Annotated in this window: 19 protein-coding genes and 1 pseudogene; 17 read left to right on the top strand and 3 right to left on the bottom strand. The window is 55.1% G+C overall.

Annotation, left to right across the window (positions count from 1 at the left end):
• Positions 1 to 7: 7 nt before the first annotated feature.
• Genes J2X61_RS32455 through J2X61_RS32475 form a run of 5 tightly spaced genes read left to right on the top strand, consistent with a single transcriptional unit; the run spans position 8 to position 7,889 of the window.
• Positions 8 to 874, top strand: a complete 867-nt coding sequence (locus tag J2X61_RS32455) for a carbohydrate ABC transporter permease (protein WP_274467732.1) — start codon at positions 8 to 10, stop codon at positions 872 to 874.
• On the top strand, positions 871 to 1,701 hold the full coding sequence (locus J2X61_RS32460) for a carbohydrate ABC transporter permease (RefSeq protein ID WP_274467733.1): 831 nt from the start codon (positions 871 to 873) through the stop codon (positions 1,699 to 1,701). Before J2X61_RS32455 ends, J2X61_RS32460 begins: the two co-directional genes overlap by 4 nt.
• Before the next feature lie 28 nt (positions 1,702 to 1,729).
• On the top strand, positions 1,730 to 4,627 hold the full coding sequence (locus J2X61_RS32465) for a family 78 glycoside hydrolase catalytic domain (protein ID WP_310194168.1): 2,898 nt from the start codon (positions 1,730 to 1,732) through the stop codon (positions 4,625 to 4,627).
• A gap of 30 nt (positions 4,628 to 4,657) precedes the next feature.
• A complete protein-coding gene (locus J2X61_RS32470; RefSeq protein ID WP_310194171.1) occupies positions 4,658 to 6,223 on the top strand; it encodes an alpha-L-rhamnosidase-related protein in 1,566 nt (521 codons plus the stop codon).
• 1 nt (position 6,224) lies between these two features.
• The gene (locus J2X61_RS32475; RefSeq protein WP_310194173.1) at positions 6,225 to 7,889 is read left to right on the top strand and encodes a glycoside hydrolase family 3 protein; all 1,665 of its coding nucleotides are present in this window, start codon (positions 6,225 to 6,227) and stop codon (positions 7,887 to 7,889) included.
• Between the two features lie 547 nt (positions 7,890 to 8,436).
• Here J2X61_RS32475 and J2X61_RS32480 read toward each other — a convergent pair.
• Positions 8,437 to 9,086: pseudogene (locus J2X61_RS32480) on the bottom strand (transcriptional regulator).
• A gap of 392 nt (positions 9,087 to 9,478) precedes the next feature.
• Between J2X61_RS32480 and J2X61_RS32485 the strand changes: the two are divergent.
• Genes J2X61_RS32485 through J2X61_RS32495 form a run of 3 tightly spaced genes read left to right on the top strand, consistent with a single transcriptional unit; the run spans position 9,479 to position 11,238 of the window.
• Positions 9,479 to 10,063 (top strand): TetR/AcrR family transcriptional regulator, encoded by a 585-nt coding sequence (locus tag J2X61_RS32485; protein ID WP_310194176.1) that lies wholly within the window; start codon positions 9,479 to 9,481, stop codon positions 10,061 to 10,063.
• A 41-nt stretch (positions 10,064 to 10,104) separates the two neighbouring features.
• On the top strand, positions 10,105 to 10,716 hold the full coding sequence (locus J2X61_RS32490) for a VC0807 family protein (RefSeq protein ID WP_274467738.1): 612 nt from the start codon (positions 10,105 to 10,107) through the stop codon (positions 10,714 to 10,716).
• Between the two features lie 15 nt (positions 10,717 to 10,731).
• A complete protein-coding gene (locus J2X61_RS32495) occupies positions 10,732 to 11,238 on the top strand; it encodes a GNAT family N-acetyltransferase (protein WP_310194180.1) in 507 nt (168 codons plus the stop codon).
• Between the two features lie 77 nt (positions 11,239 to 11,315).
• Here the strand turns inward: J2X61_RS32495 and J2X61_RS32500 are convergent, their stop codons facing one another.
• A complete protein-coding gene (locus J2X61_RS32500; RefSeq protein WP_274467740.1) occupies positions 11,316 to 12,206 on the bottom strand; it encodes a helix-turn-helix transcriptional regulator in 891 nt (296 codons plus the stop codon).
• 185 nt (positions 12,207 to 12,391) lie between these two features.
• Here J2X61_RS32500 and J2X61_RS32505 point away from each other — a divergent pair, with 185 nt between their 5' ends.
• Positions 12,392 to 13,426, top strand: a complete 1,035-nt coding sequence (locus J2X61_RS32505; protein WP_310194182.1) for a glycoside hydrolase family protein — start codon at positions 12,392 to 12,394, stop codon at positions 13,424 to 13,426.
• Between the two features lie 3 nt (positions 13,427 to 13,429).
• Complete coding sequence (locus tag J2X61_RS32510) at positions 13,430 to 14,767, top strand: alpha-L-fucosidase (RefSeq protein ID WP_310194185.1); 1,338 nt, start codon at positions 13,430 to 13,432, stop codon at positions 14,765 to 14,767.
• A gap of 150 nt (positions 14,768 to 14,917) precedes the next feature.
• Here J2X61_RS32510 and J2X61_RS32515 read toward each other — a convergent pair whose 3' ends face one another.
• Positions 14,918 to 15,817, bottom strand: a complete 900-nt coding sequence (locus tag J2X61_RS32515) for an AraC family transcriptional regulator (RefSeq protein WP_274467743.1) — start codon at positions 15,815 to 15,817, stop codon at positions 14,918 to 14,920.
• 124 nt (positions 15,818 to 15,941) lie between these two features.
• On the opposite strand from J2X61_RS32515, the gene J2X61_RS32520 reads away from it, so the two are divergent.
• The 7 genes from J2X61_RS32520 to J2X61_RS32550 all read left to right on the top strand — a co-directional run bounded on the left by J2X61_RS32520 (position 15,942) and on the right by J2X61_RS32550 (position 24,864).
• Positions 15,942 to 18,455: a glycoside hydrolase family 2 TIM barrel-domain containing protein gene (locus tag J2X61_RS32520; protein ID WP_310194188.1), complete on the top strand. Its 2,514-nt coding sequence runs from the start codon at positions 15,942 to 15,944 to the stop codon at positions 18,453 to 18,455.
• A 33-nt stretch (positions 18,456 to 18,488) separates the two neighbouring features.
• On the top strand, positions 18,489 to 19,628 hold the full coding sequence (locus J2X61_RS32525; protein ID WP_396135530.1) for a glycoside hydrolase family 88 protein: 1,140 nt from the start codon (positions 18,489 to 18,491) through the stop codon (positions 19,626 to 19,628).
• 594 nt (positions 19,629 to 20,222) lie between these two features.
• Positions 20,223 to 20,513 carry a hypothetical protein gene (locus J2X61_RS32530; RefSeq protein ID WP_274467746.1) on the top strand — a complete coding sequence of 97 codons (291 nt, stop codon included), beginning with the start codon at positions 20,223 to 20,225 and terminating at the stop codon, positions 20,511 to 20,513.
• A 51-nt stretch (positions 20,514 to 20,564) separates the two neighbouring features.
• Entirely contained in the window at positions 20,565 to 22,262 is a 1,698-nt protein-coding gene (locus tag J2X61_RS32535) for an AAA family ATPase (RefSeq protein WP_274467747.1), read from the top strand.
• A 177-nt stretch (positions 22,263 to 22,439) separates the two neighbouring features.
• The gene (locus tag J2X61_RS32540; RefSeq protein ID WP_274467748.1) at positions 22,440 to 23,396 is read left to right on the top strand and encodes an acetylxylan esterase; all 957 of its coding nucleotides are present in this window, start codon (positions 22,440 to 22,442) and stop codon (positions 23,394 to 23,396) included.
• A gap of 116 nt (positions 23,397 to 23,512) precedes the next feature.
• The gene (locus tag J2X61_RS32545) at positions 23,513 to 24,364 is read left to right on the top strand and encodes a sugar phosphate isomerase/epimerase family protein (RefSeq protein WP_310194199.1); all 852 of its coding nucleotides are present in this window, start codon (positions 23,513 to 23,515) and stop codon (positions 24,362 to 24,364) included.
• A gap of 23 nt (positions 24,365 to 24,387) precedes the next feature.
• Complete coding sequence (locus J2X61_RS32550) at positions 24,388 to 24,864, top strand: SRPBCC family protein (RefSeq protein WP_310194202.1); 477 nt, start codon at positions 24,388 to 24,390, stop codon at positions 24,862 to 24,864.
• The last annotated feature ends 32 nt before the right edge of the window (positions 24,865 to 24,896 follow it).

Below are 24,896 nucleotides of genomic sequence, written 5' to 3' on the forward strand. Positions count from 1 at the left end.
GATCAAGATGGCCAAGGTATTCAAACGAACGTACTCATATGCTTTTCTGCTTCCTGCAGCCATAATTTATTTGTTGATCTTTATTTTTCCGACCATGCTGTCATTTTTCTTCTCCTTAACGAGATGGGATTTAACGAGCTGGACGTTCATCGGCTTCGACAATTTTAAAATGTTTTTTCAAGAGGCGTCGCTACTGATCGGTTTCAAAAATACGTTGATCTATGCGATCGTCACCTGCGTACTGAAGGTTGTTCTCGGCCTGCTCCTGGGCGTCTTCCTGACATCAAAAATAAGAGCCAAAGGCTATCTGCGGTCTGTCATATTTTTCCCTACCCTCCTTAGCACCATCGCCGTCGGTATCACGTTCAGCATGATGATGCATCCGTCTCAAGGACTGATTAATACGGCGCTTGCCGCGATCGGCATCGCCGGTCCGGATTGGTTGGGCGATACGCGCATTGCGCTGTTATCGGTGGCTCTTGTCGATGTTTGGAAAGGAGTAGGCTTTGCGACCGTTATTTACATCGCCGGCATACTCTCCATCCCGCAGGAATATTATGAAGCGCTGGAGATGGATGGAGGAGGTGCTTTCCACAAGTTTTGGAACATTATTTTACCGTTAAGCCGTCCTGCTACGAACTCTGTCATCATTCTGTCTTTTATCGGCGGATTGCGCTCCTTCGATCTGGTCTGGGCTATGACCAAAGGCGGACCGGGTTTCACGACTGACCTCATCGCATCCATCATTTATAAGCAGTATCAGGGCGGATATTACGGCCTTGCTACTGCCGGCAATGTCATCCTATTCATCGTTGTTACGGCTTTAGCCCTTCCGCTATATACGTATTTGAACAGAAAAGAGGCTGAGCTATGAGCAGAAAAATAAGAGGCTTAACCCTTGAAATCGCTGCCATTGCGATGACGGTCGTGATCTTCTGGATACCTTTCTATTTCGTTATTGTGAATGCGCTGAAAGATAAGAAAGAATCGGCGCTGCTGAGCTTGGCATGGCCTTCGTCGATCCATTTATGGGACAATCTCAAGGAAGTTGTCATGGCACGTAACTATATGCTGCTGCGGGCGTTCTACAACAGTACGCTGCTGACCGTGCTATCGATCGTCGTATTGGTGCTCGTGTGCGCCATGGCCGGTTATGTCATGCAGCGCCGAACGGACCGCTTGACGCCTTGGCTGAACTTCTTCGTGCTCTCGGGACTCATCATACCGCCTGCGATTGTCCCGACCATCTGGGTGCTCGATGGAATCGGCTTGTTCAAGACATTGCCGGGACTTATTCTCGTCGAAGTGGCGCTTGGCTTTCCATTTGGCGTGCTGCTATATAAAGGCTTCATGTCTACCATTCCGCGCGAAGTCGATGAGGCTGCGGTTGTGGATGGCTGCGGCGGATTGAAGCTGTTCTATAAGATTATCCTGCCGCTTCTGCAGCCGGTTACGGCAACGATTATTGTGACATCGTCCGTCGGCATTTTCAATGACTTTACGAATCCGCTGTATTTTTTCCCGGGTGCGAAGAACGCAACGGTGCAGCTTACTCTATACAATTTTCAAAGCCAATTCGTTACGCAATGGAATTTGCTGTTCATGAATATTTTGCTGATTACGTTACCGCCTCTCGTTTTGTTTATTTTCTTCAATAAAAAAATTGTGGCCGGGATGACGGCTGGCTCCGTCAAAGGCTAAGGGCCGCAACAATCAGAGGAGGATTACGATGGACAATTTGAAAGTTACTTCCTTGAAGTGTGAATACAGGACCAATCCGCTCGGCATCGGTGCCGAGCGTCCGCAGCTCAGCTGGCAGATCGAATCCGAGCGCCGCGGTACGCTGCAGCGGGGATATCGGATTGCGGTAGCCGGCGAAGACGGCGATTTCGACCAGCCTGTCTGGGACACAGGGTACACGGAATCCGACCAATCGATTCAGATTGCCTACGCCGGACAATCGTTGAAGTCAAGGACCCGCTATCTGTATAAAGTGAAAGTCTGGGATCATTTCGGCCGAGAATCCGCATGGAGCGAGACGGCTTGGTGGGAGATGGGACTGCTGGCGCGCACCGAATGGCAGTCGGAATGGATCGCCCCGCATCCGGATGCCATCGATCCGAACGCCCAGCCAGCTTTCCAGCTTCGCAAGCCGTTCCATGTGACTGGCGATGTGAAGAAGGCGCGCATCTATGCGACGGCAGCCGGCGTATATGAGCTGTACGTGAACGGATCTCGCGTTTCGGACGAATGCCTGGCGCCAGGTTGGACGAGTTATCCGACCCGGCTGCAGGTCCAAACCTACGATGTAACGGAGCTGCTGGAGCCAGGCGGGAACGGTCTCGGCATAATGCTCGGGGATGGCTGGTACCGCAGCGGGATGGGCTTCGAAGGGAAAAATTTCAAGTACGGCGAGCAAAGAGCCGCGCTTGCCCAACTGCATATTACCTATGCGGATGGAACGGAAACCGTAATTGGAACGGGCAGTGATTGGACAGCCTCTTTGGGGCCGATCCAATATTCCGCTATTTATCATGGAGAGACGTATGATGCTGGACTCGAGCAGGACGGCTGGAGTACGGCGAACTTCGACGATCGCGAATGGCAGCGGGTTCAGGTGATCCCAGGCCTCAGCAAGGATGTGCTCATTCCGCAGGAGAATACGCCGACCCGCGTTACGGAGACGATTCGGCCGGTTGCAGCTTTCGTAACGCCTGCCGGCGATCACGTGCTGGATATGGGCCAGAACATGGTTGGCCGCCTGCGAATTGCCGTAGAGGCTCCGGCCGGGACGAGCATCGTACTGAAGCATGCCGAGGTTTTGGATAAAGACGGAAACATCTATTTCGGCAATTTACGGTCGGCGCGGCAAGTCGTCACTTACATTGCGAAAGGAACCGGTCTTGAAAGCTATGCGCCCTATTTCTCCTTCATGGGCTTCCGTTATGTGAAGGTGGAAGGCTTCCCGTGCGGGGAGAACGGACTGCCGCTGGACGCTTTCCTCGGAGAAGTGATGCATACCGACATGGAGCCGGCAGGCGAATTCGAATGCTCGGATAGCCGGGTGAATCAGCTGCAAAGCAATATTCGCTGGGGGCAGCGCGGGAATTTCCTCGATGTGCCGACCGATTGCCCGCAGCGCGACGAACGGTTAGGCTGGACAGGAGATGCGCAAGTGTTCATCTCCACAGCGTTATTTAACTATCAGGGAGGTCCTTTCTTCACCAAGTGGCTGCATGACGTGAAGGCGGAGCAGAGGGAGAACGGTGGTATCCCGTTCGTTGTTCCTGACGTCGTAGGCGGGGAAAATTCGGCCGCATGGGGCGACGCTGCGGTCATCTGCCCGTGGACCGTCTATCAATACTACGGTGATAAGCGTTTGCTTGCCGAGCAGTACGACAGCATGAAAGGCTGGGTTTCCTACATTCGCTCGCAGGGCGAGAAGGAGTTTCTGTGGAATACGGGCTTCCACTTCGGCGATTGGCTGGCGCTGGATGCCAAAGAAAACAGCTACGTCGGAGCGACGCCGGTCGCGCTGATCGCAACCGCGTATTATGCCTACTCCACCCGTATGGTCCGCGATGCCGCAAGAGTGCTTGGGCACGAGGAGGATGCATGGGAATTCGATCGGCTTCATCAAGGTGTCGTGCAAGCCTTCCGCGATGAATTTGTGACGAACAGCGGGCGGATCGCTTCCCCGACGCAGACGGCGCATGTGCTGGCGCTTGTGTTCGACCTCGTCGACGACAGCGTGCGGGCCAGGGTAGCCCGAGATCTGAATGACTTGATTCGAGATAACGATTATCATTTGTCAACAGGCTTCGTCGGTACGCCTTACCTCTGTTTCGCGCTCTCGAATAACGGCTACCACGAAACGGCGGTCAAGCTGCTTATGCAGGAAAGCTATCCGGGCTGGCTGTACTCCGTGTCCAAAGGGGCGACAACGATCTGGGAGCATTGGGATAGCATTAAACCTGACGGCTCGTTCTGGAGCGACGATATGAACTCGTTCAACCATTACGCATATGGCGCTATCGGCGACTGGATGTACCGCCAGATTGCCGGGCTGGATATGGACTCAGCCGTACCTGCCTTCAAGCGTATTCATATCGAGCCCAAATTCGCAGTAAACAGCCTTACTTATGCGCGGGCGGCGCATGCCTCCTTGTATGGCCGCATCGAGTCCGGCTGGCAGGTGAACGGCGAACACATCCAGGTGAAGCTGCATATTCCGGCGAATACGACGGCAGAAGTTATCCTTACCGGCGCTGTAAGCGGATCTGTCCGCGAGGGTGATCGTGCGCTGGATACCTCGATACCAGGCATTATGGAACTTCGGGATACCGAACAAGGCGTATGCGTTGCGATCGGCTCCGGCGATTATTCATTCAGCTATACCAACGGCGATCTATTCCGGATCAGGTTCGACGAGCATTCCCGCATCCAGGATGTACTCGAGAATGAAGCGGCAGCGGCTGCATTGAAACGTCATATGCAGGCGCTTGTCGAAGGACCGTTCCTGAATTTCGTACGAAAATCGACGATCAAGCAATTAGGCGAGAATACGATGACAGGCGTTAAGCGCGAGCAAATCGATGCCTTGGTTGCGGACCTCAAGCTTATCTAACAAGAATCGAGACAGGAGTGTAAACTTGCAATGGGGATCAATTCTAAGTTTGTTGAACTGGCCGAGCGGCTGGTGCCGGATTTGCATGAGTCGGTTATACGGCCGCAAGCGGTAGTTGAGGTTGTCGCAGATGAAGAAGCGTTCCAAGGATGGAGCGTGCAGCCGGTAGGGAGTGTCTCCGATCTGCTGGCCGGCACCTTCGGCAAAGGGGACAGCTTTATTCTCGATTATGGCGATCACCAAGTCGGATATGTGTCATTGGCCGTACATGCCGCGGGCAGTCCCCAGGATGCCCCGTGCGGCTTGAAGCTGACGTTCGGCGAAATGCCGTGCGAAGTGGCCGAGCCGTTCGACAGCTATGACGGCTGGCTCAGCAAATCCTGGCTGCAGGAGGAAACGCTTTACCTCGATGTGCTCCCTGCCGTCGTACGGCTGCCGCGGCGCTATTGCTTCCGCTACATGAAAATAGAGATCATAGATACTTCCCGTAAGTATACCGTGTCATTCCAAGATATTTGGTGTACGGCTGTTACTTCTGCGGATGTTTCGAAAGTGAAGCCGCTGCCGGCTGACCTGGCGGAGGATCTGGCTGCGATGGACAGAATCTCGGTCAAGACGCTGCAGGACTGCATGCAGACGGTTTTCGAGGACGGACCGAAACGGGACCGCCGGCTGTGGATTGGCGATTTGCGGCTTCAAGCATTGGCGAATTACTATACGTTCGGCAATTTCGAATTGGTGAAGCGCTGTCTGTATTTATTTGGCGGGATGACGCTGGAGGACGGGGCTGTTGGCGCCTGTGTCTTTGAGAAACCTCATCCATTGGTCGATGATACGAGACTGTATGATTATGCGCTCTTCTTCGTGGCAACTTTGCACGATTATTACGAGGCTTCCCAAGACCGGGAGACGCTTGCCGAGCTGTGGCCTGTCGCGATGGAGCAGCTCCATATCGGTCTTGCACGATTGGATGCATCCGGGCTTGTACGTGACGATGAGTCGTGGTGGTGCTTCACCGACTGGCACCCGGAGCTGAATAAACAAGCGTCCGCGCAAGCTGTCCTGCTTTATTGCTTGAAGAGAGGCAGGATCTTGGCCGATGAGCTGGGGTTGGAGCAGGAAGCTGCGTATATCGACGAACAGATCGACCGGGTAATGAACGCGGCGGTTAAGCAATTATGGGATGCGGAGCAGCAGTTCTTCGTCAGCGGCGCCGGCCGGCAGGTCTCGTGGGCCTCCCAAGTTTGGATGGGGCTGGCAGGTGTGCTTGATGCAGAAGAAACCGGGCGATTGATGGACCGCCTATTCGAGCGGCCTCCGGTAATCGGCATGACGACGCCTTATATGCATCATCATCTGATCGAAGCGCTTATGGAAAGCGGCAGAACGGAGAAAGCATTGGAACAAATGAGAGCCTACTGGGGCGGGATGGTGAAGGACGGAGCCGACTGCTTCTGGGAAATTTACAATCCTCATGACAAAAAGCTCTCGCCTTACGGCAGCAATCTAATCAACAGTTATTGCCATGCATGGAGCTGTACGCCGACGTATTTTATTCGAAAATATGTGCTTTCCGGGGAAGGGCGGGGCGAGTGAGATGACAGAAGATCAGCTTAAAGGCAATCCGTTTTACTTGTCGGAGGACGCCGTCTCGTGGGTGACGAAGACCCGGGAGGCGCTGAGCTTGGAAGCGAAAGTCGGCCAGCTGTTCGTCGTCGTGCAGACACCGTTCATGCCGGAGCAGGAGGATCTGCTGAGCATTGAACCTGGCGGCGTGCATCTCTTCGCCTTCAGTCCTGAAGCTACGAAAGCGAATCAGCAGGCCCAAATAGCCGATATGCAGAGGCGCAGCAAGCTGCCTCTGCTCGTTACCGGGGATTTGGAGTCCGGCGGGTTTGGCGGAGCCATTGACGGGACGAACCTGGCAATGAACATGCAGGTGGCGGCTACGGGTAAGCCCGAGCTGGCGCGGGCGTTCGGCGAAGGCATCGCGACGGAAGGAGCGGCGATGGGCTTTAACTGGGTATTCGGCCCTGTGCTGGACATCAATTACAACCATCAGAATCCGATTGTCAATACACGCGCTTTCGGGGATACGCCGGAGGTGGTGGAGTCGTACGCGATTCCGGCGCTCGAGGGCGTGCAGAAGAGCGGACGTATGGCGGCTTGTGTCAAGCACTGGCCAGGAGACGGGATGGATGACCGCGACCAGCACAAAGTGCTGACGGTCAATTCCATGGAGATGAAGCATTGGCGTGAAACCTATGGACGCGTATACCGTTCGGCGTTCGAAGCCGGCGCCAAAACCGTCATGAGCGCACACATCGCGCTGCCCGCGTATTACAAGGAGCTTGGCATTGACGACGTGCGGCGGCAGCATACGCCGGGTTCGCTTTCCTCCGAGCTGAATGTGAAGCTGCTTCGCGAAGAGCTGGGCTTCAACGGCTTGATCATTTCGGACGCAACGGCGATGGTCGGCATGACCAGCTGGGGACCGCGCCACGAGATCGTCCCGCAATGCATTGCAGCCGGCGTAGATATGTTTCTGTTTACGACAGATCTAAGGTTCGACTATGAAGCGATGCTGCAGGGAGTGCGCGATGGCGTCATTACGAAGCAGCGGCTGGACGAAGCCGTGACGAGAGTGCTGGCGCTCAAGGCTTCCTTGGGACTTCATCTGCCCCAGCAGGCGGAGCAGGATTTGACGCAGGTCGGCTCCCCCGAGCAATTAGCTTTGGCCGAGGAGCTGGCGCGGGATTCGGTGACGCTCGTGAAGGACACGCAGGGGCTCCTTCCGCTGTCGGTGGAGAAGCATCGACGCGTGCTGCTGATTTCATCGGGCAGCGAAGGCTCTCTCTTCGCGGAGAATGGCTCCGGCGGCACCCTGTTCGCGCAGATGCTGGCGGAGGAAGGCTTCGAGGTCATCCGGGATTACCGGCTTAAGCCGGCCGGCAACGACATTGACCTTGTGATCTTCGTGGCGCAGAAAGCGCCTGGCTTTATGCAAAATTCTTTGCGCTTGTCGCCGGAGGAAGCGGGCGGTATCTTCACGTGGTACCCGACAACGGTACCGACGGTGTTCATCTCCTTGGGCAACCCGTACACACTGTACGAGATGCCGACGATGCCGGCGATGATCAACGGGTACAATGCTTCGGCCGCCGTGCAGCGGGCGATCCTGCGCTGCCTGCTGGGCAAGCAGCCGTTCCGCGGCGTCTCGCCGGTGGACGCGTTCTGCGGGTTGGCGCTGGCGCGGTTGTAGGGGGCGAGCGGAAGCCGCCTGCGGCGGGCGCGCCTGGCTAACGGACACCACGGCCGTTAATGCCGTGGGAAGCGGCGCGCGGTGCGGCTAACGGACACCAGAGCGCTTATTTGCCAATTTCGAGGTGGAATCCCTCTCGAAATTGGCAAATAGCGTCCCCGGTGTCCGTTAGCTCATGAATTCGGCGAAAAACCGCCGAATAAGCGCATCTGTGTCCGTTAGCCGGCCAGGGGTGCGGCTAGCGGACACAAGAACGGCTGGCCGGCTTTACGGCCGCCGGTTGAGACACCCCTGCGTAAGGGGGCAAGCCCCGCAGGGGAGCAATGGTGGCGGGCGCGCCTGGCTAACGGACACCACGGCCGTTAATGCCGTGGGAAGCGGCGCGCCCCCGCGCTAGCGGACACCAGAGCGCTTATTTGCCAATTTCGAGGTGGAATCCCCCTCGAAAATGGCAAATAGCGTCATCGGTGTCCATTAACTCATGAATTCGGCGAATAACCGCCGAATAAGCGCATCTGTGTCCGTTAGCAGGCCGGACCACTCCCGGTTATTCCCTCCGCAATCCGTACGTGCGAAACCTTTGCCCGCCACTCACGACCATCAGGTATCCACGCTCCACTAATTTGTGCAAAATCCGCCTGACTTGCCGCTCGGAGATACGCAAGTGGTCCGCCAACTCAGTCGGCGTGAACGGGCGCAAGAGCCGCCGCGCCAATCGAATCGTCTCCGCTTCGTAACTATTGAGTCCCCGGACACATCTGTCGAAAGGAACGTTCCGATGAACGCCAGCACGAGCTGTTGACAGCGCCCCGGCTCATCCATGATGGAAGGATAGGCGATGGACAGAAATGTCCACCTATCCAGGGTCAGCAAACTATGCCGCCAGCACAAATCTTTAAATCGACTCACATCCAGATCTCTCGCATGAGGACCGAAGCCGTGAATCTCTATCCCCCCTTTGGCGCCTTCCGGCATATAGGCAAGATCCAAGTACCGGTAACCGTTGTTGAAATCGCGCACCTCCCATTCCGGGTACAAATGATCGAAATTATGCACCGTCGGAAACCAGATCGCACGCAGAAATTCTTTCGTCCCGTGGCCGAGTCCCTTATTCAAAATCTCGCGCCGCCTGGGATTATTCTCTTGCTTCATATTCAACTCCATCCATTCCTCATACATTTGCTCAAAACGAGACACACTCACACCGATCCGCTCCTCCATACAAATTTGAAAAACAAAAAGCCGCCCCGATACCAAGGTATCGAAGCGGCGTGTTCTTCACGTCCAAATTAGTACTAGTGTAGCGTGGAAATCGCATTTCGGCAAGTAGGCTGCTAACGGGAACATTAAAAAAAATGTACCGCAGCACTCTTTACAGACCGACGGTCGGTATAGTAAGATGATGCCATAACAGACCGGCGGTCGGTTCGGAACTCTAACATAGCGAGGAAATACAATATTTACACAGACAGCCAGTAAGCGGAGACGCCATCAGACGGGAAACAGTCGATTGAGTGGTAAGCTCACCAGTCCGTATTAAACGGCATGCTGGCTGTAAATCCGTTCGATCATCAAAAGGAGAGCACACCATGTCAACTTCGGCAAAAGCAAGTTTTCAAGTCATTATGGACGCAACAGAGGCATTGATTCAGGAGAAAGGGTGCCGGCAAACGACACTGCAGGATATTATTACGCGCACGGGTTTATCCAAAGGGGCGATCTATCATTACGTGACGGGCAAGGATGAACTGCTCGGCCTCCTGCTGAAATCCCGCATCATGCAAATCAATGCGCGCTTCACAGAGTTGGTGAACAGCCCGCAATCCCAAGGGCTTGCCAACCCGCTGCAGCTTATTGCGGAAGGGATGCTCAACTCGACGCATCATAACAATGTGACGAACCAGATTTTCATCTACCTGCTTAGTCAGATGGACAATGTGAAGGTCGCCGTAATCGTGCAGGAAGTGTTCGCTTTCACGCTGCAAACGTGTGTGAACTGGATCGAAGTCGGACAGGCTCACGGCGTCATTCCCACAGAAGTGGATGGCAAGAAGGTAGCCGAGCGTTTAGTCACTTTTTTATATGGCATGAGGGTCCAAAATACGATTAACCAAGAAATGAGCCGGATGACGGTAGAGGAGCTCGTCACCTTCATGACCCGCTCATTCAGCTGATGATTTTACGGATTCTGCGCACATGAGAGGAGAGATTTAAAATGTCCAAACGTAACTATATTATTTTCACGTTGCTTGTCAATGGTGTTGTGCCTTGGGCTCTGTACGTCTGGTTATCCGAGTATATGAGTTCTCTTGCGGCTTTGACGATTGCAACGCTCGTTCCGCTGCTTGACAATTTGGTTCACCTGTTGAAACACCGCAAGCTGGATGCTTTCGGGACATTGATGCTCTTCACGTTTCTATTGACGATCGTACTCGTTCTGCTGGGAGGCAGCGAGAAAATATTGCTTGTCCGGGAATCGCTCATCACGGCCGCTGTCGGGCTGGTTTTTCTAGGATCGTTGTTGTTCCGGCGCCCCATTATGTATTATCTGGCATTGCGATTTATCGCTTCGCCGCATTTTGCGGAAAACTGGGAGTATGCATACTTCCGCTTCGTGATGAAAATGATGACCTTTGTTTGGGGCGTTATCCTGACGATGGAAGCGGCGGTGCGGGTGGTCATGGTGTACCGGCTTCCGACTGCGAGCTACTTGGCGCTTTCGAACTTCGTGCTGTATGGCTTCATCGGAGCGGCTGTGCTCTGGACGGTCGTATACCGCCGTCATTCGGCGGCAAAGCTTAGTCAGCTGAAACAAAGCCGGGTGTAGGAGGGGATTGGCAGTATGGAGATCGTGCAATTGGGTGTGAAGGATGGCAGCGACCTGTTAGCGCTGTACAGAAAGGTAACAGCCGAGCTGAATCGCCAAGGGATTCGCCAGTGGGATTGGCTATATCCCAACCGGTTCGTTATATCTGGCGATTTGAAAAGGGGCACCGCCTTCGGGGTTCGCGAGGGCTCCCGCATCATCGGAGCCGTTGTGGTGGACAGCCGCCAAAGTGCCCGCTATGAAGGCTTGTCTTGGACGGAGGAAGCGGCAGATCAGATCCGCTGCCTTCATCGTCTGGCGGTCGCGCCGGATCGCCAAGGACAAGGAGTTGGCGGGAACCTGCTGCGCTTTGCCGAGGAACAAGCACGTCTGTCAGGCGGCGCCAGCATCCGGCTTGACGTCTTCTCCGGGAACCCCGGTGCCGCTCAACTGTATGTGAAAGCCGGTTACCGGCAAGTGGGGAGCATCCGGTTTCCACTGAGGAAAGAGCCTTACGCGTGCTTCGAGAAGCTGCTCGGATGACCATCGTCCTTATCGTACATTCAATGAAGGAAGCCTGACAGCCGGGTAGTGATGCCGGCTGCTCGGGCTTTTCTTTATTAGGTTCGCGCCAGGTCAGCGGCTTCCTCGGCATAGAAAGACGCCCGGTATTTCGCCGGGGGCACCCCGATCGTTTTGCGGAACAGGCGGAAAAAGTAGTTGATGTCGGAGATGCCGACCTTGGCGGAGATTTCGTGCAGGGAGAGCTCGGAAAATTCCAGCAAGTCGCGCGCTTTGCGCATGCGAATTCCGTTCAAATACTGCAGCGGTGTCAGAGTCGTATGCTTCTTCAAGCATTTGGACAAATAATCGACGGAGAAATTCAACTGCCTCGCCATCTCATCAAGCCGGAACGGCTTATCGATGTGATCGTTCAAATACGCAATCATGTTATCGCATACTTGTCTGCTGTGGTGATTGTGGGACGTTTTGGCCTGGTTCTGCAAAAGCATTAACAGCTGAACGAACATCGCCTGCAGAGGAAGCATCCGTTCAAGCACGGAGGAGCTTCGCAGCTCGGCCATTTCGTCCAGAATCGACCAGATCTGATTGGTTTTCAGTTCCTTGAACTTGGGAAGATACATAAACTGCTCCTGCGGTTCAAGCTCATGATACGTCGGGACGGGCAGCACCGAGTGCCAGCGAATCTCTTCGGGGGGCAAAAGACGCCGGGCAGAGGGATGCTGGACATGCAAATAGTAGAGAACGGTGCCTGGTTGGCAGGCAAGATGCCCGTAATGCCGCTTCCCCGGCTCCAGAATAAGCATTTGATTGTCCTGAATCTCGTATGGAGTGTCTTCTTCCGTTATATAGAAGCGCCCGGAGCGGACGATAATGATATCGTACAGCGGAAAGGTACGGTCGTGGTGGCGGAACGGTTTGGGGAAGGTCGCTTTTTTGACGGTCACAAGCGTGGGCAGCGGTGGAATTAATAGTTCTAAACACAGCATTCGCGCACGTCCTCTCAGACAGGTAATCGTAACTATAGTATAGGCTCGGCATGAGCGTCCTTGCAAGCTGGAAGAAACTGATTTTGTACTTAGTTTAACTGATTTTCTGAATAGTACGGGGGGGAGACACCGCCTATAATGGAGGAAGAGTCAGGCCGCCAAAGGCCAGAATGGAGTGAGATTCGTTGTCCAAAAGTTTGTATGAACGTCTGCTTCCTGCTCCCAGGAACGGAGGCTTTGCCATGGAAGGCTACTGGGTGTGGTGCGGCTCTGTCGTCCAAGGCGAGGACGGGCGCTTCCATATGTTCGCTTCCCGCTGGCCCAAGGAACTTCCGATGCATCCGGGATGGTTGGTCCGGTCGGAGGTCGTCCGGGCCGTATCCGATACGCCCGAAGGGCCTTACCGGTTTCAAGAGGTCGTGCTCCCGGCCCGAGGAGCGGAATACTGGGACGGCCGGAGCACGCATAATCCCCATATTGTGAAGCACGATGGCCATTATTTGTTGTACTACATGGGGACAACGCATCCTTTCCCTGATGTCGCTCCCGGAGAGCCTTACGGGTTGAGCGATCCCCGCTGCATCGTGGCCAGGTCCAACAAACGAATCGGGCTCGCGATATCCCGGCATGTCGAAGGACCGTGGGAGAGACTGGATTCGCCGATTCTGGATGTACGTCCTGGGAAATATGATAGTTACCTGACATCGAATCCGGCTCCTTGCGTACACGAAGACGGATCGGTTCTGCTCATTTACAAAGCCAGAGCCTATGAAGGGCATGAATACAGCGATATGTCCTTAGGTGCTGCACGGGCGGATCATTACAGGGGACCTTATTATGCGGTGAGCGACGAACCGATTTTCCCGCCGTCCGATATTCATTTGGAAGACCCGTTCGTTTGGCGAACGGAAAGCGGTTACGAAATGATCGCCAAAGATATGAACGGGAACGTAGCCGGGGAAAAGCACGGCGGCATCCATGCGCGGTCCGTCGACGGATTGAAGTGGCAAGTAAGTGATAACCCGAAATCATATTCCAGAATCGTGGCTTGGAATGACGGAACGACGCAGCATATGGGCAATTTCGAAAGGCCCTTCCTGCTGTTCCGGGAAGGCCAGCCAACGCATTTATTCGCTGCGACGGCGGACGGGACAGGCGGCTTCAGCGGCCGAAATACGTGGAACATGGTTATTCCGATTCGCAATAATAAGGAGGCGTAGACTATGTCAACATCTATCGTTCAAGCACGTGAGGAACGTACGCGCTGGTTTCGCGACGCGCGCTTCGGCATGTTCATTCATTGGGGGCTGTATGCGATTCCCGCCCGCGGAGAATGGGTTCGCGGAATCGAGCGCATGTCGGCGGAGCAGTATACCGCGTATTTCGATGAGTTCGATCCTGCCGATTACGATCCGGTGAGCTGGGCCAAGGCGGCCAAACAGGCCGGCATGAAATACGCTGTACTCACGGCGAAGCATCACGATGGCTTCTGTCTATTCGACAGCCAATTGACCAATTTCACCTCGGTGCATACCAGGGCCGGCCGCGACTTGGTTAAGGAATTCGTGGAAGCGTTTCGCGCCGAAGGCTTGCGAGTAGGCTTGTACTACTCCTTAATCGACTGGCATCACGAGGATTATCCGGCTTATGGGGATGCGTACCATCCGATGCGGGATAACGAAGCTTTTCAGCGGACCGAGGAACAGTTCGAGCGGTATTTGGAATATATGCACGGACAAGTTCGCGAGCTGTTGACAGGTTACGGTAAGCTGGATATCATGTGGTTCGATTTCTCCTACGGAGACATGAGCGGGGAGAAATGGCGGGCGACGGAGCTGGTGCGAATGATTCGCGAACTGCAGCCTCACATCGTCATTGATAACCGGCTGGAGCGGAACAACGAGCATCAGAGCAGTATATATACGGAGCATCCGGCGGAGTTCTCGGGTGATTTTGCTTCGCCCGAACAAATTATCCCTCCAAGCGGTGTGACGGATAACCAAGGCGCACCCATCCCATGGGAGGCGTGCATCACGTTAAATAACAACTGGGGGTATGCACCTGCGGACCGTGCGCACAAATCGGCGAAAACGGTGATTCGCAAGCTGGTGGAGTGCGTCAGCAAGAACGGCAACCTGCTGCTGAATATCGGGCCCGATGCGAAAGGTCGCATTCCGCAGTGGTCGCTGGATGTGCTTGAGCAGGTCGGAGATTGGCTGCGCCTGAACGGCGACAGCATCTACGGCTGCGGGCAGGCTAAGCGCAGCAAGCCGGACTGGGGGCGCTACACGCAGAAAGGGAATAAGCTGTACGCCCATTTGTTCGAACAGGAGATCGGGGCTATTTTGCTGCAAAATTTGGAGGGCAAAATTAAGCATGCCCGACTGTTGGCGGACGGCTCGGAGCTGGTGCTGTCAAGGCCTTGGAACGCAGCGATGTTCCCGGACGATGCATTCGTCAACTTTGCTTCGCCGACGGTCTTTACCTATGCGCTGCCGGATGAAAGAGATACCGTGCTTGAGCTGGAGTTGATCGAGGAGACGGATCAACCGGCCGGCTAATGGACAGAGCGGCCCTTATTCGATGAATGAGGGCCGCTTGCTATTGGCCTAATCGAGCGCGATTGCGCTGTGAAACTGCGGTGTCCGGGGCTGAGGCACGGAGGCGCGGCGCAGGCTGTACCTCGGCTCCCGATACGCGGAAACGCGCGATTAGACCGGCTCTTGCCGTGGATGCATCCCCTTGAATGTATATGGCGTGTAGCCGACATGCTTCTTGAACAGCTGGCAAAAATACGAGAAATTGCCGAGCCCGACAGCCTCTCCGATGTCCTGTACCGACATGTCCGTCGTTCGCAGCAGCCAGCAGGCTTGGCGGATACGTCTGGCGGTGATGTACTCGGTGATGGTGCTGCCGATTGACGCGCGGAAAGTCGCCGAAACGTGATTAGGCGTCAGGTGAACCGCATGGGCTAGCTCTTCCAGCTTGAAGGGCTTGCGGTAATTGTCTTCGATCCACGCCAGCATGCGCTCGGCGGTCGTTGAGCTTCTGCGCGGTTGCAGGGCAACCGGGGCGGCGCTAGCGGAGAGCGCAGCCTCAGCGTCCGTGCGCAGCTGGTGCATGAACGCTGTCAGGAACAGCAGCTGCTCCTCCAACAGCCGCTCCGTTCCCCGTTCCGGCGCTGCTTCAATTCTCGGGGCATAGAGACGGAACAGAGTCTCCAGCTCCGGGAGGTTGGAACACTGAAACGTTTGTGGTGCAAGAGGATCCTTCCATAAGCTGCGCAGGAATTGCTGCAGGGCCGGATACGCGGTCAATGCGGTCTCCAGAACACCCGGCTCCAGAACGAACAACGAGCGGATGTAGCTTTCCTGCGGCAAGTTATGAATGCGAAGGCGGTGCAGTTGAAAAGGGCGGAAGCAGAAGATGGAACCGGGGGCAAGCTCCACGATTTGTTGCTCAATTACGGCTATTCCCCTGCCTTCATGGACGACAAGCAGCTCCATGCCCTGGTGGGCGTGAAATATTTCCTCGAAGTCGCGCGATCTATTTTTAAAAAACGATAACTGGACCGGATGAACGTTCAAGTTCATATAATTCATCAGCTTCATGACGCATACTCCTCATCGTAATCTAACAACATTTTATCATAAGAGGGCTAAACTTTAACTTCCTTTTTTTTGATACGATAGTAGCAGGTAAAGTGAAAGCAGCTAGAGGAGGAAGTACTCGTTCATGATAAAGCAACGATTGATAGAAAATTGGCAGCATTATCGCGGTACGCTTGGCGGCCCATGGGAAGTGTGGCGTGCGGACAAGCTGCAAAATCATTACAACGTGCCGTGGGAGACGGTCGTGCTGCCGCACACTTACAACGGCTATGATGTGATGGACCCGGACAGCAAATATTACCAAGGTCAAGGCTGGTACCGGAGCAAGCTGAACGTGCGGAACCCGTTCCCGAAAGGCCGGACGCTGCTGCATTTCGAAGGGGCAGGCCAGCGAACGGACGTGTACGTGTACACAGAGAAAGTCGATACGCATCTGGGCGGCTATGACGAATTTACGGTCGATATCACGGAAGCTGCGGAGCGGGCACAGACCATCGAACGATATGCCGGAAGCATTCCGGTGGCCATTGCCTGCGATAACGGCAGAGAGCTGGAAACAATCCCGTCGGATGCAAGCGATTTCAATCTGTATGGCGGCGTGTACCGGTATTTGAACCTCGTCTATGTACCGCAGGTCTCGCTTGCCGGCGTACATGTGCAGACGGATGTCGGCGAGATCAAGGGCGGATCTGCCGCCAGCGGTAAGGTCAAGGTGCGCGCCAAGCTGTATAATCCGGATAACGCCGCGGGCATGTTGAAGCTAAAGATTGCGTTAACGCAGCCGGATGGAACGGTCGTCGAACAAACGGAGGTCTCGATGGCGCCGTGGCAGGGCGAGCGGGAGATTGCAGCGTTCGAGGTGGCGAATCCGCAGTTATGGTCGGTTGCCGATCCGCAGCTGTATGCCTGTGCGGTGGAGCTTCGCTGCGAGGACGGCGTGACAACGGTGCAAGAGCGGTTCGGCTTCCGCAGCTTCGAATTTATGAAGCAGGGTCCGTTTAAATTGAACGGGGAGCGCCTGCTGCTGCGCGGCACGCATCGGCATGAGGATCATGCGGCTGTCGGAGCGGCGATGACCGAAGAGCTCATCCGGGAAGAAATGCAGCTGATCAAAGCGATGGGCGCTAACTTCATCCGATTGGGCCATTATCAGCAGTCGCGCATTGTGCTGGATCTGTGCGATGAGCTCGGCTTGCTCGTTTGGGAAGAAATTCCGTGGTGCCGCGGCGGTCTTGGCGGCCCGGAATATCGTCAGCAGTGCATCGATATGCTGACGGCGATGATTGAGCAGCACTATAATCATCCGTCGATTATTTTATGGGGACTTGGCAACGAGAACGATTGGGAATGCGACTTCGATTATTTCGATCAGCAGGAGATCCGCGCTTTCATGAAGCAGCTGCACGATCTGTCGCATGAACTGGATCCGAGTCGTTTGACCTCGATTCGCCGCTGCGAATTTTGCAAAGATATCATTGATGTGTATTCGCCGTCCATCTGGGCCGGCTGGTACCGCGGCGTGTACACGGACTACGAATCAAGCTGCAGAACGGCTTTCGAGAATGTCGATTCGTTCTTCCATATGGAGTGGGGAGCGGACAATTTGCCGACACGGCATGTGGAGGAGACATACACGGGCTTCAAGCTGATGAAGAAAACGGATGGATCAACCGACGAACGTGACGGCGATTATTTGCTCACGGGCGGCGAGCCGCGTGTTTCCCGTGATGGCGATTGGTCGGAGACGTATTTCTGTGAAATGATCGATTGGTATCTGAAATGCCAAGAGCATATGAGCTGGCTGACAGGGGCGGCGCAGTGGTCGTTCAAAGATTTCTCAACGCCGGTACGCCCGGATTCGCCGATTCCGTACTTAAATATGAAAGGGATCGTAGAGCGGGATTTGACGCCGAAGGAAGCTTACTATGTTTTTCAATCGTACTGGTCGAACGAACCGATGGTCCGCATCTACGGCCATACGATGCCGGTCCGCTCCGGCGAGGAAGGCGAGCGGAAGCTTATCAAGGTTTACTCCAATGCGGAAGAAGTCGAGCTGTTCCTGAACGGCGTAAGCCTTGGCGTCAAGCGCAGAGACTCGCAGGATTTCCCGTGCGCAGGCTTGCGCTGGGAGACGGAGCTGCGGGCCGGCGAGTACGAAGTGCGCGCGGTAGCGGTGCGGGGCGGCGAAACGGTGAGCGATGAACTGCGTTTCACGTACCAGTCTCAGGCGTGGGGCGAGCCGGTACAGCTGAAGCTGACAACGGCGTCTATGGCAGACGGACGCATCTATGCGGAAGTATGCGCCTATGATGCGAAGGGAGTATTTTGCCCGGATGCGGCGGCTTTCGTACGGTTTGGATTAGCCGGCGACGGGAAGCTGTTGGATAATCTGGGCACGATTCGCGGATCGCGGCTGACGCAGCTTGCTACAGGCCGTGCAGGCATTTATGTGGATCCGTCCGGCGGCTTGCCTGCGGGCATAACAGTCAAAGATTTTGTCAGTGCTGGAGGCCCCGCTTCTTCGTTGGCATCTAGACCGGATGGCGGCGGAGGCATTGAGCGAATCTATACGTCCGTGATCACCGCATCATGCGAAGGGATGCCAACGGTTACGCAAGTTATTGCGGTGAAAGGGTAAATAACAATATTGGGAGGTTGTACGATGAACGAGATGACAGCGGTTTGGAAAAATGCCGGGAAATTCGATGAAATTTTGCCCCAGGTATGGGAAGCATTGCAGGAGAAGGTCGACCGCATGATTACGCAGCTTGGAGAGAAATCTCCGCATGTGGCGAAGGAAGACGGCATCTACGACGATATGCGGATCGATTGGTGGACCTCCGGCTTCTGGCCGGGCATTCTGTGGATCCTGTACGATATGACGGGCAAAGAGCATTACAAGGAAGCCGCTTGGCAGTGGGACGAAAAGCTGGAGCAGGCGAGCGTGCGCGACAACAATTTCCACCACGATGTCGGGTTCCAGTATTTGCCGACTGCCGTGATCAAGCATAAGCTGACAGGCGATGCCACGGGCTTGCGCCGCGGGGTTACAGCCGCCAATTTCCTGGCGGGCCGCTTCAATCTTGCCGGTAATTTCTTGCGTGCCTGGAATCAGGACAAAATCGGTTGGTCGATCGTAGATTCAACCATGAATCTGTCGATCCTGTTCTGGGCCTCGCAGGTAACGGAGGATCCGCGTTTCGAGCAGATCGCCATAGCGCATGCGACTACGGTTGTGGATAAATTCGTTCGCGAGGACGGCTCGGTGAACCATATTTTGAGCTTCAACCCGAAGACGGGCGAGCTCATCGAGTCGCTCGGTGGCCAAGGCGCCGGACCTCAGTCCGCTTGGAGCCGCGGAGCCGCTTGGGCGCTGCATGGCCTGGCCAACGTCTACCGTTACACGGGCGATGCCCGATACTTGCGCGCAGCGCAGCGCGTGGCTAACTATTTCTTGGCATGTTTGCCGGAGGATCACGTCGCACACTGGGATTTCCGTGCGGCGGAGTCGCTCGATGGCGAGCCGCGGGATACATCCGCTGCCACCTGCGCGGCATCGGGGCTGATCGAGCTGGCGGAATTCCTGCCAGGCATCGAAGGAGCGGTATACCGGCAGGCTGCCGAACGGATACTGCTGTCGTTGACGCAGAACTACGGCACATGGGAACAGCCGGAGCACCAGGCCATCCTGCGCGAAGGTACGGGCAATAAGCCGGCCGGACAAAATGTGAACGTGTCGCTCATTTACGGCGATTACTATTATGTGGAGTCGATTGCCAAGCTGCTCGGTTGGAAGCAGCGGATTTTTTAGAACAAAAGCAGGTACCAGTTCAAACTGGTGCCTGCTTTTTTGTTTGGGACCGATCGCTGCATGGACACGACAGTCCTAATTGAATGGATATAACCAGCATTGCAAATGTAAACGCCACCAGTACCGTTATCCGCGTAATGGAGCATCATTACGGCGAAAAGCCGACTAATATAGGTAAATTGGAGTCCGTTAGGAGCTAGATGAGGCGGATTACAGCGGGGGTGGGCCGATTAACGGGAGTTTTTCAGTAACCCAACATTCGAGGCTCTATCAGGCAGCATTTAACAGGAGAAACTCCCGTTATGGGCTTGGTGCTGTGTCCGATAGCCTCGGTCGGTTGGGGGTTCTCATAGCTGCAGGAATATTACAGCTCGGCTACGCATGGCATTTCATAGAGGTGAATTTCCATTATTTTCATCTGCTTATTTGCAATTCCAGCTCTCTGCACATTGTGCTTGATTTTAAACCGCCCCCGGTCTTAATATGAAAGAAATAGAATATATTGGTGGTAATCTATGTTTTTCAGTCTGAATCTCACAATATCCGCACCTGTCACTTTTCCTAGCATAAGATGTACCAAGGTGGTGGTGAAAAGTGGTAAACACAGTTGCAGGCTGGATGATTTACACTTTATGGGCTATTTTCGGGCTGATGATCGTGCATTTCTTAATCTCCTTTTTCCGAACATTTTGGGAAGGAACTTTCGATTTCAGTTTCGTGTTAGATTATTTGAAAGATGTCCTCTATTACATTCTGCCATTAAATGTGCTTGTAAATTTATCTTCAATTGATCCTACAGGTTGGATTCTTGTGATCTTCTATTTCATCTGCGGGATTGCTGTCATTCTCAAATATTTATTGGATTTCCGCAAAATCTTCCAATAAACCAGTTTAAAGGGCCTTCTGAAAGTTGGTCCCAGGAAAGGAAGTGAAGCCATGAGGAGATATCGGTGGATTAAGTGGCGTACATTCATCCTCTGGCTCGCAGCCCTCGTCATAACCGGCACCGTGTTGTGGGTGGGAGGGCCGACCTATTGGAACGTCGCACTGACGATTCTCAGCCTGTTATTCCAGTTGTTATTCGCAGTCATGTTCATGATCATCCAGTTCGTAGCCCTGTTCTGGTTCTTGGCCAGAGGACGAACGTACTGGATATTACCTGGCGAGACCGGCGCGACCTGGGACGATTATCGGGGGAACCCCGAAATTGTGGAGAATGCCAAACGCATTGTGACCCTTCTCAAAGGGGTCAAAGAGTTCAAGGAGATGGGCGGTGAGGCGATCCGGGGCTTGCTGCTGTGCGGTCCCCCGGGGACGGGGAAATCGTATTTGGCGCAAGTTATCGCCAATGAAGCGCAAGTGCCGTTCGCTTACGCCTCGGCGCCCAGCTTCCAGAACATGTTCTTCGGCGTCGGCAACCTGAAGGTGATGGGTATCTTCAAGAAGGCGCGCAAGCTCGCCAGAGTGTACGGCGCCTGCATCATCTTCATCGATGAGATCGATGCCATCGGCATGAGCCGCCAAGGGGGCGCCGGCGGAGGCATGATGGGGATGATGGGCATGGGCGGGGGCACGGGTCTGCTCAACGAGCTGCTCCTGCAGATGGATCCGCCGAACATCGACAACACCAAGATCGCTAAGCTGCTGCGCTCGCTGGGGCTTCGGCGCAAGAAGGCCGAACGGCCAGCCGTGTTGACCGTTGCGGCTACGAATTTGCCCGATGTGCTGGATGCGGCTTTGCTGCGGCCTGGCCGGTTCGACCGGCAGCTGTGGGTCGATGTGCCCGACTATGACGGCAGGGTTGACATTTTCCAGTACTACTTGAAGAAAGTGAAGCGCGACGCATCGCTGACGCCGGAGGTTGCCGGTTTGGACACGATCGGGTACAGCCCGGCCCAAATCAAGCACATCGTCAACGAGGCGGTCGTCATCGCCCACCAGCGGGGAGCTCAACTGGCCAGCTACGAAGACTTCCGTGCTGCGATGGAGACCTATGAGTGGGGTCTCAAACAACCGCTGCGCTCCATGCGGGACGACGAGAAGCGCAATGTCGCGTATCATGAGGCGGGGCACGCTGTCGCCCAGTTTCTGCTGAAGCCGCATGAGCGCGTGTGGAAGGTCACGATCATCCGCCGTGGCGGCGCTCTAGGGCTGGCTGCTACCAAGCCGACGCATGAGCGGTATAACCGGAGCGACAGCGAGATTCTGGCGGAGATTCAAGTATGCTTGGCTGCCCGTGCGGTGGAGGAAGAGTTCCTGAACAAGAAGTTGAACGGAGTGACCTCAGACCTGCAGCAGGCGACAGAGCTTGCTGGTGCCTACCTGGGCATGGTCGGGATGGGCGATGAGCTGTTCAGCTGGCTGGCCATCGGCTCGCGGGCCGAAGGGCTGAAGGCGCTACGTCCGAAAATCAACGAACTGTTGAAAGATCAGATGCTCCAAGTGAAGAAGCTCGTCCGTGAATATGACCGCTTCGTGCACACGATCGCGGAAGAGCTGTTGAAGCGGGGGGATTTGACCGGCGATGAGATCGAAGGCATTTTCGCCCAGCTGTACGGCGAGCGGCCTGAAATGCCGGAAGTGAAACCGAGTGAGGCGAATGTGAGAATTCAAGGGTTTCAGTTCGAAGAATGAACAATGGCTGTCACAGTGGTCGATTAGGACTGCTGGGGCAGCCTTTTCTACTATACAGAAATTGCCGATTGCTTTAGCATAAAGAGGATGGGACAGGCATTAACAAAGAATGGAAACCGAGTCACATGAAAGTTCCTTGTGATTGTTGAGGTTTTTAACCGGAGAGGATGAGAAGAAGTGAATGTCATTACCAAACGTAAAAAAGAGCTTGAGCAGTATATGCCGGCGGCGACGCTGGAGCGCGATTACATCGATGCCTTTTGGAGCGGTATGCTCGAATTGTCGGCCCGGCAGCCGCTAGCTGTACATAGAGAAAGAACGGATTCGTTATTCCCGGCTGTTCGGATGGATAAGCTGACTTATTCAGGCCATGACGGCACCCCGATTCACACTTGGTTCCTCGTGCCGGAGAACCGGCAGGAGGGCAGCAAGCCGCCTTGCATCATCACGTTTCCGGGCTATACCGGAGACAAAGGCTTGCCGGAGCGCTATGCGGTCTGGCTCCTGCTGGGCTATGCGGTACTTGCCGTCGATGCCCGGGGGCAAACGGGGGAAACGGGCAACTACCTGCAGGATGAGACGGGAGCGGCCAAGGGCTGGGTGTCGCGCAACCTGCTGAACAAGGAACGCAGCTACTATATGGCCCTGGCTCTTGATGTGGTGAGGGCTGTAGAAGCCGCTGCCCTTCAGCCGGAGATCGACCCCGGCCGGATCGCTGCGGTCGGTACGAGCCAGGGGGGCGGCATGGCGCTGCTGGCCGGCGCGCTCTGCCCGAACGTCAAGGCGGTCGTGGCGAACATCCCGAATCTGTGCCATCTCGATTACGGCGTGCTTCATTCTACGGGCTCACTGACGGAGGTCGCCCAATATGTGAAGCGTCATCCCGACGACCTGGATGCGGCGCTCGATGCGCTGGCGCACTTCGATATCATCAATCTGGCTCACCGGATTGAAGCGCCGGTATTGATGTCCGTCGGTTGGAAGGACACGGTGTGCATGCCGGAAACGGTGTATGCGGCCTACAATCGTTTGACGTGCGCCAAACGGATCTATGATTATCCGTTCTCCGGGCACGAGACCGGGGAAGAGCATCAGCGCAAGGTTATCCGTTTCCTGCAGGAGATTTTCGAGTAAGCAGGCGTTATGTGCGAAGATGGAGCGGTTTGCCTACTTCACCCGCTCCTTCGGTTGAAGTTATAATGGGCATAGCAATCAGGCGAACAACATTTCCGGTGCAGGAGGAGATATGGGTGAGTGCGAGTAACAAGGTGAAATTGGAAGTCGGGCAGTCGTGGTGGGCCATGTCCGGGCTCGGTGACGGCAGCGCGGAATGGTCGATGGAGCAGAAGTTCGAGAAGCTGGCGGAAGCCGGCTTTTCCAGCATTTTAGGGCGGCTGCCGGAGGAGCGGGAGGCGGAGCGCTGGCATCGGTTGCTGAGAGACTATGGCTTCAGCTTCGGCGTGCAGATGGCTCCTTTCCCGTGGGCCGGCGACGACATATCCAGCTTCCTGCGGAGAGCGAAGCAGTTCGGAGCCCGCTATATCAACGCCCAAGTATTGGGCCCGTATATGGTACACAGCGACGCCGTCAACGGCTTGGACAGCTTGATCCGGCAAGCGGCGGATGTGGGCATCCCCTTCTATGTGGAAACGCATCGCGGGCGCATTACGCAGGATTTGCTGCGGACGTCGGAGTACGTAAGAGCGCTGCCGGAGCTGCGCCTGACGATGGATTTGTCCCACTATATCGTAGGGGCCGCCATCGGCGAAGAAGGGGAGGATGACGCCACCGAGCGACTGTTCGGGGAGCTGCTCACCCGTACCGCATCCATTCATGCGCGCGTCTCGAACGGCAACCAAGTCCAGATCGATATCGGCGATGACGGGGAGCATCCGTTGGTGAAGCCTTTTGCCCGCTGGTGGCGGGAAGGGATGCGTGAATGGCGTGCGAAGGCCAGCGAAGGAGATGTGTTCCCATTCGTATGCGAGCTGGGACCGCCTTCCTATGCGATAGTAGACAGGGAGGGGAAAGAAATATCCGACCGGTGGCGGCAAGCGCTGGTGCTGAAACGAATCGCCGAGGAAATCTGGCGTGAAGAATAACAGGAAGAAAGAGTGCTGAAGTCATGCCGACGATCCGAATAGAACTGCTAATCGAAGCGCCTGCAGAGGTAATCTTCGATTTGGCGAGAAGCATTGATATCCATGCGCAGTCTACCGCACAAACGAGAGAGCGGCCGGTGGCCGGCGTCACAAGCGGCCTCATTAAATTGGGACAGTCCGTAACCTGGGAAGCGGTCCATTTCGGCATCAAACAGCGGCTCACCGCCAAGATAACGGAGATGGACCGGCCCCGCCGTTTTGTCGATGAGCAGGTACGTGGCGCGTTCAAGTCGTTCACGCACGCCCATGAGTTTGTTGAAGTACAGAACGGTACGCTGATGATCGATATTTTCAACTATACATCCCCGTTGGGCGTGCTGGGCAAATGGGCCGATCGCTGGTTTTTGCAAGCTTATATGCATAATTTCTTATTACAACGCAATTTGTATATCAAGCAGGCGGCGGAGCGGTCGATGGGTGAAGGTCAGATCATGGAATGAAGTATGAGAGGGGAGCTCCGTTATTTGTGCTT

The sequence above is a fragment of the Bacillus sp. 3255 genome, from assembly GCF_031456485.1.
In the GTDB taxonomy this organism is placed as follows: domain Bacteria; phylum Bacillota; class Bacilli; order Paenibacillales; family NBRC-103111; genus Paenibacillus_E.

Excerpts from the sequence above, each read along its gene's own strand:
- J2X61_RS32455 (WP_274467732.1), top strand. The coding sequence starts at position 8 with ATGGCCAAGGTATTCAAACGAACGTACTCATATGCTTTTCTGCTTCCT.
- J2X61_RS32460 (WP_274467733.1), top strand. The coding sequence starts at position 871 with ATGAGCAGAAAAATAAGAGGCTTAACCCTTGAAATCGCTGCCATTGCG.
- J2X61_RS32465 (WP_310194168.1), top strand. The coding sequence starts at position 1,730 with ATGGACAATTTGAAAGTTACTTCCTTGAAGTGTGAATACAGGACCAAT.
- J2X61_RS32470 (WP_310194171.1), top strand. The coding sequence starts at position 4,658 with ATGGGGATCAATTCTAAGTTTGTTGAACTGGCCGAGCGGCTGGTGCCG.
- J2X61_RS32475 (WP_310194173.1), top strand. The coding sequence starts at position 6,225 with ATGACAGAAGATCAGCTTAAAGGCAATCCGTTTTACTTGTCGGAGGAC.
- J2X61_RS32485 (WP_310194176.1), top strand. The coding sequence starts at position 9,479 with ATGTCAACTTCGGCAAAAGCAAGTTTTCAAGTCATTATGGACGCAACA.
- J2X61_RS32490 (WP_274467738.1), top strand. The coding sequence starts at position 10,105 with ATGTCCAAACGTAACTATATTATTTTCACGTTGCTTGTCAATGGTGTT.
- J2X61_RS32495 (WP_310194180.1), top strand. The coding sequence starts at position 10,732 with ATGGAGATCGTGCAATTGGGTGTGAAGGATGGCAGCGACCTGTTAGCG.
- J2X61_RS32500 (WP_274467740.1), bottom strand. The coding sequence starts at position 12,206 with ATGCTGTGTTTAGAACTATTAATTCCACCGCTGCCCACGCTTGTGACC.
- J2X61_RS32510 (WP_310194185.1), top strand. The coding sequence starts at position 13,430 with ATGTCAACATCTATCGTTCAAGCACGTGAGGAACGTACGCGCTGGTTT.
- J2X61_RS32515 (WP_274467743.1), bottom strand. The coding sequence starts at position 15,817 with ATGAAGCTGATGAATTATATGAACTTGAACGTTCATCCGGTCCAGTTA.
- J2X61_RS32520 (WP_310194188.1), top strand. The coding sequence starts at position 15,942 with ATGATAAAGCAACGATTGATAGAAAATTGGCAGCATTATCGCGGTACG.
- J2X61_RS32525 (WP_396135530.1), top strand. The coding sequence starts at position 18,489 with ATGACAGCGGTTTGGAAAAATGCCGGGAAATTCGATGAAATTTTGCCC.
- J2X61_RS32535 (WP_274467747.1), top strand. The coding sequence starts at position 20,565 with ATGAGGAGATATCGGTGGATTAAGTGGCGTACATTCATCCTCTGGCTC.
- J2X61_RS32550 (WP_310194202.1), top strand. The coding sequence starts at position 24,388 with ATGCCGACGATCCGAATAGAACTGCTAATCGAAGCGCCTGCAGAGGTA.